Origin of the sequence: Sphingobacterium siyangense (genome assembly GCF_023277505.1) — a bacterium.
GTDB lineage: Bacteria > Bacteroidota > Bacteroidia > Sphingobacteriales > Sphingobacteriaceae > Sphingobacterium > Sphingobacterium siyangense.
Genome location: NZ_CP080574.1, coordinates 1,255,667 through 1,272,929, shown reverse-complemented (window position 1 = coordinate 1,272,929; position 17,263 = coordinate 1,255,667). Strand labels below are relative to the sequence as shown.

Annotated in this window: 12 protein-coding genes; 4 read left to right on the top strand and 8 right to left on the bottom strand. The window is 40.0% G+C overall.

Translation table 11 applies throughout. The features are described from left to right. Window positions 1-19: 19 nt before the first annotated feature. Both K2F45_RS05230 and K2F45_RS05225 read right to left on the bottom strand, forming a co-directional pair. Entirely contained in the window at window positions 20-2,623 is a 2,604-nt protein-coding gene (locus tag K2F45_RS05230) for a zinc-dependent metalloprotease (RefSeq protein WP_248933047.1), read from the bottom strand. A 382-nt stretch (window positions 2,624-3,005) separates the two neighbouring features. Further along, window positions 3,006-4,400: a sensor histidine kinase gene (locus K2F45_RS05225; protein ID WP_075991236.1), complete on the bottom strand. Its 1,395-nt coding sequence runs from the start codon at window positions 4,398-4,400 to the stop codon at window positions 3,006-3,008. Window positions 4,401-4,528: 128 nt separating this feature from the next. Between K2F45_RS05225 and K2F45_RS05220 the strand changes: the two genes are divergently transcribed. Then, the gene (locus tag K2F45_RS05220) at window positions 4,529-7,702 is read left to right on the top strand and encodes an AsmA family protein (RefSeq protein ID WP_248933046.1); all 3,174 of its coding nucleotides are present in this window, start codon (window positions 4,529-4,531) and stop codon (window positions 7,700-7,702) included. Between the two features lie 112 nt (window positions 7,703-7,814). Further along, window positions 7,815-8,342 carry a hypothetical protein gene (locus K2F45_RS05215; protein ID WP_075991233.1) on the top strand — a complete coding sequence of 176 codons (528 nt, stop codon included), beginning with the start codon at window positions 7,815-7,817 and terminating at the stop codon, window positions 8,340-8,342. A gap of 14 nt (window positions 8,343-8,356) precedes the next feature. Here K2F45_RS05215 and K2F45_RS05210 read toward each other — a convergent pair whose 3' ends face one another. Together K2F45_RS05210 and K2F45_RS05205 are read right to left on the bottom strand one after the other, a co-directional pair. Further along, window positions 8,357-8,770 carry an NUDIX hydrolase gene (locus K2F45_RS05210; protein WP_075991232.1) on the bottom strand — a complete coding sequence of 138 codons (414 nt, stop codon included), beginning with the start codon at window positions 8,768-8,770 and terminating at the stop codon, window positions 8,357-8,359. A 135-nt stretch (window positions 8,771-8,905) separates the two neighbouring features. Then, window positions 8,906-10,063: an aspartate aminotransferase family protein gene (locus K2F45_RS05205; protein WP_075991231.1), complete on the bottom strand. Its 1,158-nt coding sequence runs from the start codon at window positions 10,061-10,063 to the stop codon at window positions 8,906-8,908. A gap of 219 nt (window positions 10,064-10,282) precedes the next feature. Here K2F45_RS05205 and pdxR point away from each other — a divergent pair, with 219 nt between their 5' ends. Then, entirely contained in the window at window positions 10,283-11,716 is a 1,434-nt protein-coding gene (pdxR, locus tag K2F45_RS05200; RefSeq protein ID WP_075991230.1) for a MocR-like pyridoxine biosynthesis transcription factor PdxR, read from the top strand. A 303-nt stretch (window positions 11,717-12,019) separates the two neighbouring features. Further along, window positions 12,020-13,018 carry a beta-ketoacyl-ACP synthase III gene (locus K2F45_RS05195; protein WP_075991229.1) on the top strand — a complete coding sequence of 333 codons (999 nt, stop codon included), beginning with the start codon at window positions 12,020-12,022 and terminating at the stop codon, window positions 13,016-13,018. 378 nt (window positions 13,019-13,396) lie between these two features. Here the strand turns inward: K2F45_RS05195 and K2F45_RS05190 are convergent, their stop codons facing one another. The 4 genes from K2F45_RS05190 to K2F45_RS05175 are packed head-to-tail and all read right to left on the bottom strand — an operon-like array spanning window position 13,397 to window position 17,262. Beyond that, window positions 13,397-15,673, bottom strand: coding sequence for a multicopper oxidase family protein (locus tag K2F45_RS05190; protein WP_157625913.1), 2,277 nt, complete (start codon window positions 15,671-15,673; stop codon window positions 13,397-13,399). 10 nt (window positions 15,674-15,683) lie between these two features. Continuing rightward, the gene (locus K2F45_RS05185; protein WP_075991226.1) at window positions 15,684-16,148 is read right to left on the bottom strand and encodes a DUF2231 domain-containing protein; all 465 of its coding nucleotides are present in this window, start codon (window positions 16,146-16,148) and stop codon (window positions 15,684-15,686) included. A 4-nt stretch (window positions 16,149-16,152) separates the two neighbouring features. Next, the gene (locus K2F45_RS05180; protein WP_248933045.1) at window positions 16,153-16,818 is read right to left on the bottom strand and encodes a DUF3347 domain-containing protein; all 666 of its coding nucleotides are present in this window, start codon (window positions 16,816-16,818) and stop codon (window positions 16,153-16,155) included. Window positions 16,819-16,830: 12 nt separating this feature from the next. Further along, window positions 16,831-17,262 (bottom strand): hypothetical protein, encoded by a 432-nt coding sequence (locus K2F45_RS05175; RefSeq protein ID WP_075991224.1) that lies wholly within the window; start codon window positions 17,260-17,262, stop codon window positions 16,831-16,833. Between the last annotated feature and the right edge of the window lies 1 nt (window position 17,263).

The following is a 17,263-nucleotide window of genomic DNA, read 5'->3' as shown; positions in this document are numbered from 1 at the left end:
TTTGGTAGATGTTAATATATTAGTTTAATTCTAAGGTATTTGCAATACGTAGTAAAAGATCCATGTAATGCGATTTTGTAGTCGCGTCACCTGTCCGCTGCTTTTGTTTCAACAACTGGTAGATCTCATATAGTTCAGCACGTTTATAGGTCAACATATCGGAAGTACGTATCATGCCAGTGACATGTACATTCCGAAGTCCCGTTTGTGAAGAGGATGCATGTTGCGGATGTAAACATAGATCAGGTTGTGTCGCTTCAACTAGCTGCTCAATGCCTGCCAGTTTCTTCGCATTTAATTTCTCCATGGATTTGTTTGTAGATACCATCAGAACATCCACATAGTTTTGTTGTAGCATCCGTGTTTTAAGATCCAACGATTGTCCACTGATGGTTTTAGCAAAGATCGTCTGACGTACAGAAGTTAGAAACTCAGGTGCACTCCATGCTTTTCTACTTCCAAAAAGATTTTCCATCTCAACCATACGCAGCAAACGTTCATCGTTGACCAGTTTATACAACATGGCATACTGAAATTCACGTTGTAAGTTATAAGGAGCATACTCAAATGGTCCTATTGGTGAATCTTTCAATGGAAAAGTTTTTGCCATCAGCTCTGGGACGAACAACCACTCAGGCATGTAAAAGACATTCTTCTTGAGGTATTCCAAAGCACGTACTTGTTTGTCTTTTGGTACTGGACTATAGGCATCTTTTTGATCGCCCAAAACAGCATTCTCCAGGTATATACCCCCAATATTATTTAAGACATGGTCAGCATACGCGTACCATTGTCCGACTACACCCATATATAATTTACCGGCACGGTAGTAATCATCACCTACATTAGTGGTCCAGTTGATAATATTAGGCATCATACGACGCAGATTCAGCATGCCATATTCACCAGCTTTCATCGCGTCGTCACCAAGATCTTCCGATTGAGCCCGCGGATCAACGATATTTTTAGAATCTTGCTGTTCACCGTAATGGTAAATAGGATCATGTACATGGCTGTCAATTTCCTTTCTCAACAAAGGAATTTCATCCCAAGGTTGCGTTTTGCCATACCAACGGTAAGCCCAGCCAATGGCATACTTGTCGTAAGCACCGATCACGGGAGTAATCTGTTCCACACCATCTTCGGGTTGTGCCACATAATTGAAACGAGCGTAATCCATAATTGAAGGAGCAGTCCCCCCCATTTTGGTGGTGAAGCTTTTACTACGCAATGAATCAACAGGAAAACTTGCCGAGGAGCCCATGTTATGCATAAGACCCAAGGTATGGCCAATTTCATGGGAAGAAACAAAGCGAATGGCATGTGCCATTTTTTCATCCGAAAACACATTGGATCGTACCGATGTATCTACTATACCTGTTTGTATACGCATCCAGCTATTTAAAATCGTCATGACGTTGTGCCACCAGATCACATCGGCTTCAAGGATCTCCCCCGAGCGCGGATCGACCACTGAAGGTCCCATGGCATTAGCCTGAGCAGATGCTGCATAAACAATAGAGGAAATATTCGCATCATCGGGATCAAATTTGACACTATCCGGCTGTTGTTTGGCCAGAATTGCATTTTTGAAACCAGCAGCTTCAAAGGCAACCTGCCAATCATGAACTCCATCGATGATCGCTTGTCGCCACTGTTTTGGTGTCGCCGGATCTAAATAAAAGACAATCGGTTTCTTTGGTTCGACCAACTCCCCTTTCAGATACCGCGCTTTATCTTCGTCACGCGGTTCTAAACGCCAGCGATTGACTAGATTTTTCTTATCCAGTTCCTGTTGTTTATCATTAAAATACCAACGTGGTGAAGTAAAGAAACCTACTCTTGGATCTGCAAAGCGCGCAACCATAGGATTTTCAGGCAATTCGTAAAGGTTACTTGTAATTTCTAAAGAAACCGGTACAGATTCATTACCTTCAGTGACCTTGGTAGAGAATACAGACTTCACAACGATATTATTCGCATAGGATTTAATGTCTTCAACGGTAGATATACTCGTTTTAGGTGAAGTTCCCAAACCCAAAGACGTAAACACATCCGTAAAGCTTTTTTCTGAACCGTCAAATACTTTATTGACTTTGATCACCACGGCACTTGAATCCTTTGAATAGTTTTCAATCTTAAAAGATTCAATATAAGAAGGACGATAATTATCATATACCGAAGCGGCTATTGCGTCACCCTTAGGTACTTCGACCTGCGGTTTAATCTCCGAAACCCACACTTCTTTTTTCTCTTTACGATGGGTAAAACGAATGACCTTATTTTCATAATTCATCCCTTTGTTTACCCCAGCCTCATTCAAGGCCAACGGTACAGAAGATAGCTTTTGGATCAACAATATATCTTGCCCCATCTTTTTCAATGGAATTTCAAAGTAGTAGTTGTTTTCTTTACGGATCACAGTAAACATTCCACTATCCACACGCGCATCTTTCAACAATTTGTCGTATGCAGCTGTAGAATCTTTCTTTGCCGTAGAATCTTTGGCAGAAGTAACCGTCTCTTTTTTTCTTAAACCTACTGTTTGCAATAATGAACAAGATTGCATTAGACCCGCCGAAAATAAAAGACCAATGGCTAGCTTAGTATAAGTGTTTTTCATCAAATAATTATTTTTGAGCTCGCTTTCAAAGGCATAAATGAGCTCGTGGCATTCTATTTGTTTTTTACTGGTGACGACGTAACATCAACCGAATATCCATTGTTGATCCTAAGCCTGTTTTAGCTTCGGATTCTGTATCAGAAAGTAATTGCATCTATTCCATGGAGGTCAATCATAAGTTGCACTTTATAAAGACCTTGGCATTTTATGGGATAAGATTAGGCTAATCACAAACTAAAACCGCTGGATTAAGAGCCAAATTTGTTAAAAATATTGTACAGAATAATACATAAAGGGATGAACACGCAATTCAGAGTGATGAACACGCACTATAAAAACATGAATACGTAGACACCTCCAATTTCATTATTCATATACAGCATTATGCGAGTGGTAATCGCACAATAAATTGCCCCGACTCTATCCCGAAATGAAAACCTGCCATGGCATAGTAACTATAGATGGATGACAAATAATTGAGCCCGTACCCCTCACCTTCAAGCTCTGCTCCCTGTCTGGGCTGCCAGTTGTTGCTAACCTCCAGCAGGTTGGTTTCGGGTATATAGATTAAACGAATAGTAAGCGGATTCTCTTTCGAAATGCGTGTATGCTTTATCGCATTCTCAATCAGCATTTGCAAACCCAAACGTGGAATTTTCTGTTCTAATAATTCTCTTGGAATATTTATATCCATATCCTGCAATGCCGCGCCGAACCGCACCTGCTGCAAAAAGAAATAGGCTTTGGCCAATTCCAGTTCCTCCCCTAGTGTAGACCATTCTGCCTCATCTGTACGCAACATTTTACGATAAACCTTGGTCATCTTTCCAATAAAAGACTTAGCCAGTTCATCGTCTTTTCCGATCAGGTACTGAAGCGACCCAAATGTATTGAAGAGAAAATGTGGATTGATCTGTTGTCGCAATTGTACAAGACGCATCTGCGTATATTCATTTTCCTGCTTCAGGGCCAACAATTTCAATTGTTGAATCTTGCGTCGCTCCATAACATTGAAATAGATCAATACCATCGCCACCAACATCAACCCTACACCGAGCAAGATACTATAGGTCAACAATTCCTGAATTTCCTCTTCGATACTCAACAAGAGAACATACACCTTGATTTCGCCACCAACAAACAGAATGTTACAGGGATAGGAATTAACCATCACGTCCAGCTGCAGAAAATCTGACTGAACAATTTGCCCCTGTTTTGACACAGCGGCAGTATTTCTCTTTCCCCACTTTCGATTATCGGGAGAATACACACAGATGCCGCGGTCATCATAGATCTCAAAATAAGCCCGCCTTCCGAAATTGAGCTTTGCAAAGTAAGCATTCAGCTTTTCGATATCCATATAGATATGATATAGCCGATGATTTATTGTTCGTGTCCGTAACAATGTTAGCATCCTATCGCTCATATAATCAGGTTGACCAACCGGGATAATGACCAATAAGGAATCACCACTTTCCTTTGAATCAAACGTGGGTTGTTCCAATATTTTTTTCTCAGAAAGGTACAGATCCTGCTGTAGCAATTCCAATTGCTTTTTGACAAGAAACATATTCTCATCCGCAAAATCGATCAATATTCTTTTCTTAAGACGATCAACTTTATGATGGATAACACCGAGCAATCCCCCTCCTACCAGCAGCAGCAACAACAAACAGACAATCAGGATAATACTATTTTTCTGTTCGGCATTTTTAAATCGAAATTTCACGGCGCAAAAATACATCAAAATTTTCAAAGCTTTAGCAAACAAGTTCATAAGAAAGCTCTAACCCAGCCTTTTGTCAATGAAACACGACATATTCCAAGAGCTAACCAAAATAAATGGGGCATTTAATAAAGATTAATAATAATTTTCTGATTTTTGTAACCACAAAAAATTACAAAGTGTCAAAAGCAACATTTATAAAAGTTGTGAAACGTATCGCTATCGTTTTTACAAGCATCATCGTACTACTCGTTATCAGCATATTATCTATTCCCTATATATTCGAAAATGAAGTCAATAGCAAGGTCAAATCACTCGTAAACGAGCATATTACTGGTGAGTTAAATTATTCAAAGGTAAGATTAACCTTCTTTGATCAATTCCCTTTGCTTACTGCATCGATGGATGATGTCTTACTAAAAGGGGCCGAGCCTTTTAAAAACGATACGCTGCTTGCCGCGAAAAAAGTCAGTTTTGGCGTGGACCTTATGAGTCTTCTCAAATCTAAAATTGTCATCGACAAGTTTATCGTGAACAGCGGAAAGATCAACATCTTGGTTGATTCTTTGGGAAATGCCAATTATTCTATTTATAAATCCACCCCGTCAGATTCAACAAAAACACAAGATAATGCAGAAAGTAGCGCTTTGGCTTTTCAATTAATTAAACTTGAAAAAACAAATCTCCATTATGAAGACCGCTCCATTCCGCTTCAGATAGAGGCAGAAGATCTCGAATATGAGGGTAAGGGAGATCTGATGTCAAATATTTTTGACTTGAACACACGTGCAAAAATTGCATCTTTCTCCTTCTCTTTTGACAACGAACTATATGTGGACAAAAAGTCGATCGATGCCAATTTGCTAACACGGATCAATACCAATACGTTATCCTTCGTCTTCGAACGAAATGATATTAAAATAAATCAATTACCAGTTCGTTTCCGTGGATTGTTGTCTTTTATTTCCCATGGTTATCACCTAGATTTTAAATTAAAATCACAGGAAAGCACCTTGGCCGAATTACTTTCATTAGTCCCAAATAGCTATGCTTCTTGGATCAAGGACCTCTCCGTGAAAGGTACATCTGAGGTTTTTGTTAATCTAGAAGGTGATTATATTGTCGACAACAACAAAATGCCTAATCTTTCACTTGGGCTCATGGTCAACAATGGCTTTCTCGCGTATAAACAATCCACCAATCCGCTAACGGACTGGAATGCAAAATTACGGATAGACTTACCGGCACTGAATCCAGACTCACTACAAATTGATCTTAAACAATTTGACTTTAAAGTTGCTTCAGGCTATTTCAATGCACAGGGCAACATTGCGGGTTTACACCCTGTAACCGTGCATGCCAACATAAAAAGTGATCTTAATCTCGATAAACTCCATGCCTCGCTACATTTTCCCGATTTTTCTTTCGGTGGGAAATGGAATCTTGACGCAAAAATCGACGGAACATACGCCAAAGCTATTCGTAAGGTAGGACTCCAAAAACGCGAACAGGAATACGTCGCATCCATTCCTACTTTTGATATCAAAAATACACTCGTAGATGGTAAATTTAAATTGGCTAAGCTCCCACAGGGATTGGACAAAATTGCTTATCGTCTGGAAGCAAAGGATCCCGATGGCCAGTTAAAAAGTGCGTCAATAGCAATCCATGACATTTCTGTTCAAGCACTTAACAACTATATAAAAGGATTTATTTCAATAACAGATTTTAATAAAATTGCAGTCAATTCGGATTTAAAGGCATCATTTAATTTAGCAGATATCAAAAATTTCTACCCAATTAAACAAGTCGAATTGGCAGGATTGGTGGATGTCAACCTGATAGCAAAAGGTTATGTGGATCTCAAACGAAACATTTTTCCCGAAACCAATACGTCTATCGTCATGAAGAATGGGTTAATCAAATCAAATGATTATCCTATCCCGATGGAAAATATTCAGGTCGAAGCTTTTGTCAATAGCGAAAAAGGTTCACTTCGAGATCTGAATGTCAAAATCCTACCGGTATCATTTACATTTGCGGGTGAACCTTTTTTCTTGAATGCAGACCTCAAGAACTTCAATAACATCAAATACAACATACAGTCCAAGGGTAAGCTCAATCTCGGCCCTATTTATAAACTCTTTGCATTGGATGGCACCAATGTCGATGGCTTTATCTATACAGATTTCAGTTTAAAAGGCTTACAGAGTGATGCCACCAATGGTCATTATAACCGACTCCAAAATAGCGGTCGGTTAAGTATTGGAAATATCCAAGTTCAATCCGACATGCTTCCACAGCCTATTGCAATTAGAAGTGGGAACTTCAGTTTTAATCAGGAGAAAATGAATTTCGATAAATTCCTGGTTGCCTATGCTAAGAATAATATTTCCATCAAAGGATACCTCAACAATATTATTAATTATGCGACAAGTAGTCAAGCACCGTTAAAAGGTCAATTTACACTCAGCAGCAAGAAAATCAATGTGGATGATTTCATGGTTTTTGCCAGCCCTAGTTCGTCTACAACAGCAAGCTCCTCCGAAAGCGGTGTAGTTCTTCTCCCCAAAAATTTGGACGTTCAGGTCTTAGGGCTTATCAACGCCATATCATATAACAAAATGAATATCAAAGATTTCAAAGGAGACCTACAGGTAAAAGAAGGTAAGATGACACTTAATAAGACAAACTTTGAACTTGCGGGACTGAAAGTAGATATGAACGGAAGTTATCGTCCCATAAATCCACGTAGAGCAAGTTTTGATTATGCGGTGAAAGCCGACAGCTTTGATATTCAACGCGCTTACAAAGAGATACCGATGTTCAGGGAAATGGTTAGCTCTGCCAAAAATGCTTATGGTCTTGTTTCATTGGATTACAAATTGGGTGGCCTATTGAATGGCAATATGCAACCAGTAATGCCTTCTATCGTCGGCGAGGGATCCTTAACGCTAAATCAGATTAAGTTCAGAGGCTTCAAATTACTCAATGGAATTAGTCAATCTACTTCCAAAGAAAAATTGAAGGATGGCGAAGTAAAAAAAGTTGTTATTAAATCCCATATCAAAAATAATGTGATGACCATCGAACGCACGAAAATGAGAATGATGGGATTCAGGCCTCGCTTTGAAGGTCAAGTGACCTTAGACGGACGTATGAACCTAGGTTTTAGACTGGGCTTACCTCCTTTTGGAATCTTTGGGATACCTATGCGAATTACGGGTACTCCAGACAACTTTCACTTAAAAATGGGAAAATACAAAGAAGAGGATCTCGACATGGACATGGATGACGAGGACAGTAAAGTATATAAAGAATCTCAAAAAGTGCAAGAAACACAAGCTAAATAAACGCGCAATTAGTTTTAGTAAATTCAGTCGACACAATAGTGCTCAATTAAAAACGTTATTAAGTTAACAGAAAGATTTGTTAACTTAATAACGTTTTTAATTGTTGAAAACTATGAGATATATACTAATTATACCGATTGCGGTTCTATCCATCTGCAGTTGGTCCAGTTTCAATACCGTTAACGATCAGAAAAACCCCTTATATGGGAAAGTATTCCGTGAGATCAATGAAATTGCTGAATTAAAATCTTATACCTACGCAACTGGCGCGCTTATTGAAACCGACAAGAATACACAGGGGGACTATCGCTTTGCTGCCGGCTATTTTACAAATGCCAAAAATGGTGTTTGTATTTTAGAGGAATTGTTACCCGATGATAGCAAAGGTAAAGTCAAATACAAGATTTTGGATACCATCAATATCCAAAAACTGAAGTCCAACGAGCAGCTTAGCTTATGCAACTGCAAGCAAGGAGACAAACCAAACAGTGAAATTATAGCCATTAGCCGGGTCGATGAAAGCAAAGAATATTTCGACAAAATCGTCAAGGCATGGCGTATGGATACCAAAAGCCAGAAAATTATACCTTTAAAAGACACAAAAGGTATAAGCTGTCTCAATGAAGGCTACGGCATCTAGTAGCGACAGGGTTTTTAAATCAATCCGTCAGCCTTCAACTTGTCAAACACATGCAAAACGCCAATGACCTGGATCGGTTCTTCCTGGTACTCTTGCTGTGAAAAATAACGAACGGCACCAATCTCATTACTGGGTTCGATCTGCTCTGTTAATGGATACAGAAAACAATCTTGTTCCATGATAACCTCTGGCACAAGCCCGTATGCCGGGGCTGTAACATGGCAATAATAGGATATTTTATCCGGATCCAGATTGATATTTAGCTCCTCCAAAATCTCTCGACGAAGGGACTGCAGGGCTTCCTCCCCCGCATCAATCTTTCCACCCGGCAGATACCATGCCTTTCTATTGTTGCTATACGCTAATAATAATTTATCTTCCTTAATACTCACTAAACCCGCTGTAGGCAAACATTTTGTTGTTGTCATGAAATGTATTATAAGCTATTACTGATTAAATACGCTAGATGTGAAATTACTTCTTTTACGACATTTATCAAAGCGCGACAGCTAATTTGGAGAATCCTTCATTAAAACTTTGCACAAAATCAATAGAGAGGCTAATCAATATCCCGAAACATCATGGGCTAGTTTCTCTTTGAGCACATGCTTCCGTAGACTCTTCAAAAAAGTCTCCGCATGATTCATGGTAAAACAAAGCGGCGGTAATAAACGGAGGGTATAGCGTCCTGCATATCCTGTAAAAATCTTTTCAGAAAACAGCAGTTCTTTGCGCAGATGTCGAATATCGTTTTCAAACTCTACGCCAATCATCAAACCTTGCCCCCTAACTTCACTCACGCCATGAATTTTTCTTAATTCTGTCAACAAAAATTCACCTACAGCCGCGGCATTATCAATCAATTGCTCCTTTTGAATTACATCAAGTACAGCCAGAGCTGCCGCGCAGATCACATGACTACCACCAAAAGTAGTTCCCAATTGCCCTATGACCGGCTTTATCTTAGGCGAAATAATTGTTGCCCCCATCGGCAGCCCATTTGCAATCCCTTTGGCCACCGTAATTAGATCAGCTTCTATCCCTGCATGCTGATGTGCAAAGAAAAGTCCCGTGCGCCCATAACCGCATTGAATTTCATCCAAAATAAGCATGGTCCCAGTTTTCGTGCAAATTGCTCTTACTTCCTGTAAGAAACTAGTACTTGCCCGATGAATTCCCCCGACACCTTGAATAGGTTCAATAATGACCGCACAATATTCTTCCGTTTCCAATTGTTTTTTCAAACTGGAGATCTCGTTGAAAGGTGTAAAGACAAATTGTTCACTTTCATTTAATGGTGCACGAATTGACTGGATATCCGTTGCCGCAACCGCAGCTGAGGTTCTCCCATGAAACGCATTGGACATCGCCAATACTTTCCTCCTTCCCGTATGGAACGAAGCTAACTTCAGTGCATTTTCATTTGCTTCAGCTCCCGAATTACTGTAAAAAATAGCATACGTCGGATAACCACAGGCACTGCCTAAGCGTTCGGCCAAACGATCCTGAAGATCGTTTGTAACTGCATTTGAATAAAATCCGATCTTGTTCATCTGTTGTATAGTTTCCTCAACAACATGCGGATGGCTATGCCCAACAGAAATAACGGCATGACCACCATAGAGATCTAGATAGGCCTGCTGCTGTTTATCATAGACAAAGCAACCAAGAGCTCGTTCGATCGCAATATCAACTTTCTCAAAAACGGGAAATGGTTTCATGAATGACTTAGAATTAGTAAAACTCAAAAATCCACTTAAATCCCCTTTCATTCCTAGTCCAAGATGGTTATTTATTCCTAGTCCAGCCGACACAGGCAATAAACAAAATAACTCATCTTAAATAGAATAGCGCAGCACTGCTCATGCGCCATCTATCGAATGTATTTTAATCCTGCAGAACAATTGTATATTTGAACAATTACCCGATACAACAGCCTCATGCTTAGACCTTGGAATTTAACGATAGATATTGACAGATCCTCTTCAAAAGCGATTTACATCCAAATAGCGGATAACATTGCTGCTGATATTCAATCAGGTAGATTGCCGAAAGGAACGGCCTTACCGAGTAGCAGATCTCTTGCAGCCCAACTAAAATTAAACCGAAACACGGTAATTGATGCCATACAGTTGCTGTTGAGTGAAGGCTGGCTGGTTAGTCAAGCACGTAGAGGTATATTTGTAGCGGCCCAATTACCTTATGGCTCGAACCTATATGTTGCACAAAAGATCGAATTATCTGATCTTCAGCCTCCAACACGTATTATATTCGATGACGGTAATCCAGACAGTAAGATTGCCCCGGTAGAACAGCTCGGACGCGCTTATCGCCAAATTTTTAAACGCAGCGCACGTTGGAAAATGATGGGATATGCCGATCCCCGAGGTCATCTAGATTTTCGTGAAGAAATCGCCAATATGCTCAACATCGAACGCAACATGCACATCGATAAAAATAAGCTATGCATCAGTCGTGGAAGCCAAATGGCCATGTACCTGGTCGCCCAATGCCTATTGCAGCGCGATGATTATATCTTTGTAGAGTCCCCTGGATACCATTCAGCCTGGAAGATCTTTGAAAAAGCCGGCGCGAAATTGATTCCTATTCCCGTAGATACCGATGGTCTTATCGTTGAAAAATTGCTACCTCATTTATTGAAAAAGAGCAACATTAAGGCGCTATACCTTACACCACATCGACAATATCCAACCACTGTCACTTTAAGCAAAGAACGGAGATCACAATTAATAGCATTATCCAACCAATATAACTTCACGATCATTGAGGATGATTACGACTACGAATTTCATTTTGAACAAGTTCCCTATTATCCGCTCGCTTCACAACAGGAGCTGATCAATACAGTATACATTGGTACGCTGAGCAAAGTTGTCGCACCAGCACTCCGTATCGGTTATCTTGCAACGAGAAACGAGCAGTTGCTCCAGCAGATTACCGAACTTCGCTACATCATCGATATCCAAGGTGACAATATTATGGAGCAAGCTGTACTGGAACTCATTCAGGATGGAACAATTCGTAGACATATCCGAAAAGCAACACAGTTTTACAAAAGGAAACGTGATTTTATGATCGCCCAATTGGACAAACATCTGCAGGATCATGTGAACTACACCTCTCCACAAGGGGGATTGGCGGTTTGGCTATCTTTTAAACATCAAATCGACTGGGCATTTTTATTCCAAAAATTAAAGGAAAGATCAGTAGATATACCGCATCCCGAAAACTACAGCAGAGAAAATGTTTTTGGCGGAATACGGCTTGGCTACGGATCCTTATCAGAGGAATTGATCGAAGAAGGAATAGTCATTTTGGCTGAACTTTTGGAACAGGCAAAACTCTCCACGTAATGGTTTGAAACACAAAAAGCAACTAGACTATTTTCCAATTTGGACGAACTTCTTTAGATTAAAATTTCGAAAAAACAAGCGCATTCAATATTTAATTCCGCCCCATAAAGACCGATTAAAAGATTAGTATAGGCAATACGTAAAAAACAGTTAAAAATGCTGATAAACGTAATTATTTTGTCAAAAATCAACTTTTTCACTTATTAATCGCATAAATTAACCGTAGTTTTACGGCGCAAAAAACACACGAGTAATTCCTAATAGGATAGCTATATAAAGAGAGAGAATAGAGTACATTAATTTATGACTGAGAGAATACCCAGCAGGCCATATGCAGCAATAACTGGTATTGGCGGATATATTCCACCGAATAAAAGATCGAATACAGATTTAGAGCAGTTTTGCGATACATCCAATGAGTGGATTATCAAACGCACAGGTATTAAGGAGCGGAGAATTTTAGATGAAAATCTTGCCACATCAGACATGGCTGTAAAAGCTATACAAGATTTGGCAACACAATATCATAAAAATCTGAACGATGTAGATGCCTTAATTGTGGCGACTTCTACACCTGATATGCCGATGCCGGCAACAGCAAATATCATTTTAGAAAAATTAGGTCTTACCAATGTTTGGGCTTTTGATGTCAATGCTGCTTGCTCTGGATTTTTATATGCCTTAGATATGGCTTCTGCTCTCGTTGAGACTGGACGTTATAAAAATGTACTCGTAGTCGGAGCCGACAACATCAGTACTTATGTCGATTTAAAAGACCGTTCAACCAATATTCTTTTTGGTGATGGCGCTGGTGTGATATGGCTTGAGCCATCTTTAGAAGGTGGAATTATGGATGCCTATCTATGTAGCAATGGAGCGGGAAAAGAATTTTTAAAAATTGAAGCCGGCGGTTCTTTGTATCCAATCGACAGCAATCTTCCTGTTAACGACAACAGATTCCTGAAACAAGATGGTAAAACTGTATTTAGACATGCTGTTCAGTCTATGAGCGATGCATGTAATACGGTTTTGCAACGCAACAACCTACAGATTGAAGATATCAATTGGTTAATCCCACATCAGGCTAATCAGCGCATCATTGATGCCGTTGGGCGTAGTCTTAATATACCAGAAGATAGAGCGTTAAGTAATATCGAATACCTAGGAAATACCATTGCTGCCACGATTCCACTATGTATCTGGCAAAATATTAAAAAATTAAATACCGGTGATTTAGTCATGTTAACCGCCTTTGGTGCAGGTTTCTCTTGGGGAGCCAGCATATTTAAATGGATGATTTAAGCGATCAAAAACTTTAGTCGTCATAAATTCACACTAAAATGAAACCCCAGGAAGCAATTATTTCTGGGGTTTTTCTTTATTTTCCGCTACCAAAAACAGGTTCGCCATTGCGCAAGAAGAATCGAACCTATCCTCTTTTTACAGGCAGCACCGTGAAGAAGAAAGGAATAAATAATGGGGAGTTTATAGGGAGCTTATACGGACCTTATAGGGACCTCATTCGGATAAAAGCGCCTAAAGTCCGATTTAATTTCCAATGAAGTCCCAATAAAGTTTGTATCATTTAAGAAGATGTCCTCCATTTATCCTCTCTTTTAATGACAAAAGAAAAGGGGGCTTTGTAGTGCAAAGCCCCCTAACTCAAATAAGATCTACGCTTTAATAATTTAATGACAGGCCCACACCAAAGCCCATATCACTATCATAATGCGTTCTAAACGCCATATTTTTGGTGATGACATAATTTAGTCCGGCCATATATTCAAGATCCGAGTTGACCATAAAATCACCACGGATTCTTCTAGCGATCGGAATATCTTCTCGCATCAGCTGCAATCTGACAATACCATCGTGATACACCTCCGCCTGAAAATTGACCAACATAGGTAAAGTATACATAAAACCTATACTCAAAGCTTTGCGACTATCTTTTTTATTGGCCTGCCCAAAGATATTTTTCTCATGTTCATCCTCCCCCATACGGCGATAACGATAATCAAAACCTACAAATGGCATAAACCATTGCATCTTCCCAAAGTATCTACCCAGGTGAGTTTCCACCTCATAGCCATGCATATCGTTATACCCTAATCGCCATTCGGAACCAAGCTGCCAACGCGCATTCTGAAACATGGCCTGACCGTCATTTCCATTGGTCGCAAAATCATTTTGCGCCATAAAATGGGTCATATTACTTTCCATTTGCAATTCCTTGTAGGCTTTGGCTTTGTCTGGAAGATTGGGATTTTTATAATCGTCCACAGCAAACACGCGATTCATCCCAGCCATCATATGATACAGAATGTGGCAATGAAAAAACCAGTCACCTTCTTCATTTGCTAAGAATTCGATCGTATCCGTCTCCATCGGCATGATATCAACCACATTTTTCAATGGCGCTTTTGATCCTTTTCCATTCAACAGTCTAAAGTCAAAGCCATGCAGATGTATTGGATGACGCATCATCGAATTATTATAGATGGTAATGCGCAATACCTCGCCCTTTTTTACAGGTATCTTATCCGTTTCAGAGAGAATTTTATTGTCCATGCTCCATACATAACGACTCATATTTCCCGTAAGCGTAAATTTAAGATCTCTTATCGGCGCTTCTTTAGGCAGTTCTGTCGCTTGAGGAGACTCCAGCATCGCATAGTTTAGCGTTACAATATCGCCCAATGCATTGGCATTATAACGATTGGGATCTTCTTCCATCTTCATTTGTCCATGATCCATACCGCTATGTTTACTGTGATCTTCTTTTTTCTTTCCATCACCTGTAATTTCGGGATACATCACCACATTCATATCCATCTGATTCAAGCTCATCTTCATGCCCATATCATTGAGGTCCCCATTCATCTTCATCATATCGTTCATCATCTTCATGCCTTCAAAATATTTAAGGCGGGGAAGTGGAGAAATCAACTGTTTAATACCATTTCCGACAAAATAACTTGCAGATTGTGTTCGATCTTCTGTTGTTGCCATAAATTCGTAAGCTGTTCCTTCATTTGGAATTGTTACAACGACATCATAAGTCTCCGATACGGCAATCATCAATCGATCGACCTCCACCGGTACCACATCATTCCCATCATTGGCAACAACGGTAATTTTGCCACCTGCATAGCGCAGCCAAAAATAAGACGAAGCACCACCATTGGAAATTCGCAAACGCACTTTATCTCCTGCTTTCAAAGCTTTACCGTTCACCGATTTTAAATCCGTGGAATGAGCCCCGTTCATCAAGACCTTATCATAATACACATCACTGACATCCATTGCCAGCTGACGTTTCCATTCATTCGTAACTTTAGTTTTAAACTTTCCTTCTTTAATAGCTTCAACGTACGATTGTGTAGCGCCTTTTTTTATCGCGGCCCAATCGTTGGCCGTGTGTAGCATCCGCTGAATGTTATCGGGGTTATAATTTGTCCATTCGCTCAATATGACCGGAATCGTGGGTAAATCATCAATTCCTTTGCGAAAAGTCTTATCATCTGCACGCTTGTTGAGAATAAGACTACCATACATACCGATCTGTTCCTGCAGACCGGAATGCGAATGATACCAGTGTGTACCGTGCTGGATTATCGGAAAGCGATAAGTATAAGTCGAATTCGGCTTTATAGGTTCCTGCGTCAGGTGTGGCACTCCGTCTTCTTTGTTCGGCAGAAAAATACCATGCCAATGTAGCGACGTACTCTCCTTTAACTCATTGTGAACAACAATTTCCGCCGTATCTCCTTCAGTAAAAGTCAGGGTAGGCATCGGAATCTGTCCGTTTACAGCGATTGCCCGTTTTGATTTTCCGGCATAATTGACAATGGTATCCCGTACATAAAGGTCATGACGAACCACTTTCTGGGCCAGCACTGTCAGTTGTGTCATCAATAATAAAACAACCGTTAATATATTACTCTTTTTACGCATGTTCATTCATTTAATTGATTAGTATTCCATTTCCCATCGGTCCTACGCCATATTGGTAGACCAGTCTAGCCCCGTGATGTCCTGTGACAAATAGTGTCACCGATAAACTTATCAACAAAATCAATATCAAATAGTTTATCCAGGCACCTGTATCTTTCCGCAATCCAACAAAATGCAGGACCGTTGTGCCACTTGCAAGCCAAAAGCTGATCCAGGCAAAACGTTGATGGATCTCAAAAACCGCAAAGGCTCCTTCATCGGCATCGCCTGAAATATGGTTTGCGGTCTGAATTGCAGCAAAAGCTCCAAGTGTTCCCAATAACAACAATCCAAAAGTCAGCACAGTGAAAGGACGTCGATGTTTTTTAAACAATAAGGCACCTATATGACTGATCAACGCCGTCAACAAGAGTACAATCGGAAAATGCACCAATAGCGGATGTAGACTAGGCAGTCCTTCGAATAAGCTTTTCACTGTTTTATTGTATAGTTTCTACGATAGATCCACAGGTGGGCATTGACTGACCTAGATAAGGATTTTCAATTTTCTTTTGTGTGCTCAACCAATTGGCTCCTTTTCCATCACGATACATGGGGCAGTGCTGATAATATACCGTAACTTCAGGTTTGACAGATTTCATCAACACATACATATTTTTGGAAAAGGTCACAAAGTGCTCACGCTGATGTTCATTTTCTTTAATTCCAGCAATATGCTCTGCATCGAAAGCCAATTTCCGTTGGTATTCCTTCCAAAGTTTTCCTTGAACAGCATCTAATTGTTTGCTATTAACTTTTTCAATGGCAGCCTGGGTTCCTTTCGCAGCTGTCTGTGCAGCAGCTCCATTATCCTTAACCAATGCATCTTTCAGTTCGAAATAGGCACTGTATAAGCCTGCAAAAGGATTGCTAGCTGTTTTTAGATCAACTTTCTCGGTGGATGATTCTATTTTTGCTGCCGTATTACTTACGCCAGCGGTCTCTTCTTTATTCAAAGCGGTATCGCCTTTGCTTTTGTCGACAGCTATCGTTGCGGTATCCGCAGCAACAGTGACCATATGATCTGCATGTGTATTTTTCGATGTTGAATTCTTGCATGCAACGAATATCAGAGCGATCGCCACAATTGGCATAAACTTTCTCATAATTAAGTGTATTTATAGGTTTAGATTTTTAATGTAATTTCGATAGTTTGCTTCGTTTTCAAAATAGGAAACTTCACCCTGATCGCCGGTAATTGCGATGGAAGCCGTTGCCTTATCCACTTCTTTTTTTGAAAAAGGATCAATGGCTACACGTATCGCAGCTTCTTGGGGTATGCGCTTTTTACACATTTCACAGCAGCCATAATAATCCTTACCCTCGTGTCTGACCAGCAATTGTTTTTTCCCCATAAAAGCATCATTCACCATGCAAACTTGTGCTGTAGGCACAAGATCGCCTACCTTGTATTGAACGGACTGTACAGGCAAATTGATAGCAGGATCAGTCGAAACTATTCGATCTTCAGCTTTGGTATTCGTTTGTGAACTACCACAGGCTGTTAAAAACAACACAACAACCGATAGGATAGCTAGGAAATAATTCATA